The sequence below is a fragment of the Bacillus sp. JJ1503 genome (genome assembly GCF_036965125.1).
GTDB lineage: Bacteria > Bacillota > Bacilli > Bacillales > Cytobacillaceae > Cytobacillus.
Genome location: NZ_JBALOZ010000451.1, coordinates 1 through 1,341, shown reverse-complemented (window position 1 = coordinate 1,341; position 1,341 = coordinate 1). Strand labels below are relative to the sequence as shown.

1 protein-coding gene is annotated in these 1,341 nt (G+C 35.3%); it reads left to right on the top strand.

The window, feature by feature from the left end; all coding sequences use genetic code 11:
• Nucleotides 1-398 precede the first annotated feature (398 nt).
• Nucleotides 399-1,025, top strand: coding sequence for an isochorismatase family cysteine hydrolase (locus V7149_RS24935; protein ID WP_335348257.1), 627 nt, complete (start codon nt 399-401; stop codon nt 1,023-1,025).
• Nucleotides 1,026-1,341 lie beyond the last annotated feature (316 nt).

Here is a 1,341-nt window from a genome sequence, read left to right as displayed (position 1 = left end):
GATAGTGAGTCTCTTCTTTGTTGTGTATTGGTTACTTCCTAGACTTTTGTGAAGAACTACACTTAAACAATTGGGCGCTTTTCTGAAATATGGAAAGCGCCTTTCTTCATGAAAAGGGCCATTTTCTTGAATAAGAGAAGGAATTATTCGTAAGTAAATCAAAGTTAATGAAAGGAATAAATGTTCAAAGCACTTTTGAAAAAATATTCATCTCCACTGACATACTGTTGTCAGCATTTGACGTTTACAATAGCTATTGGAACAGCAATAGTTGTATTTGTTTATCCGTACTTTATTGTCACACATTAAATTCAAAATTTCATTTTCCTAAGGAATTAATAATCAATGTAGTTCGTATAATCGATAAGTGAAAACATAAAAAAGGTGGGAATAATTCTATGTTTAAACCAAACCCAGCTAATACTGCAATTGTTATTACTGACCCTCAAAATGACTTTTTGTCTCCAGGCGGAAGAGGATATCATTTGACAAAGGCTAACATTAAACAAAATAATACTTTAGCCAACTTGGAACTACTATTAAGCACTGCTCGTAGTAAAGGTTATCAGCTCTTTGTTTCCCCGCACTTTTTATATCCACATGACTATGATTGGCGGTTTACAGGGAACGAACAAGAGATGTTGATTAGTTTGCGTGTTTATCAGAAATTAAATCAATTTAGTCCTCCAACTCCGGAAGCCGATTATGTTTCAACTTTAGCTCCGTATATCTGGGACAAAACAACCGTCATTGCAACACCGCACAAGGTGGCCAGTCCTCAGACGAATGATCTAGTCTATCAACTAAGGCAACGTAGAAAAGAACAAGTAATTTTGGCTGGGGTATTATCAAACGTATGTGTTGAATCGCATATGAGAGATTTGATCGAAAATGGCTTCAAGACAGCTGTTGTTTACGATGCAACTGCCACGATTAGTGAAAACGATTTTCGTGCTGCTGTTACGAACTACCGAGCTTACAGTAGCGCTACATGGACAACACGCGAAGCCATTTCAAATATGTAATGATACTCTTAAATAGGCTACTAAAGAAAAGATTATTCTTTGAATAATTGTAATGTTGCAGCCGTTAGATGTTTCCATTAACGATATCCAATAAGTCGATTCTTATAAAATTAAGATTCATTTACAGTGTGTTTCATTAGAAGATTTCCACCATAACCATTGCTAGTCCTGAAACTCTCCCATAACTTAGACTTTCAAAAGTAAAGTTACCTCAAGATTAGTTTTTAGAGTGGTTAAAGCAATTAAACGAGAATTAAAATGTAACTCCTTCTTCAGCTAATGGGCGCTTTTCTGAAATAAGGAAAGCGTCTTTCTT

Excerpts from the sequence above, each read along its gene's own strand:
- V7149_RS24935 (WP_335348257.1), top strand. The coding sequence starts at position 399 with ATGTTTAAACCAAACCCAGCTAATACTGCAATTGTTATTACTGACCCT.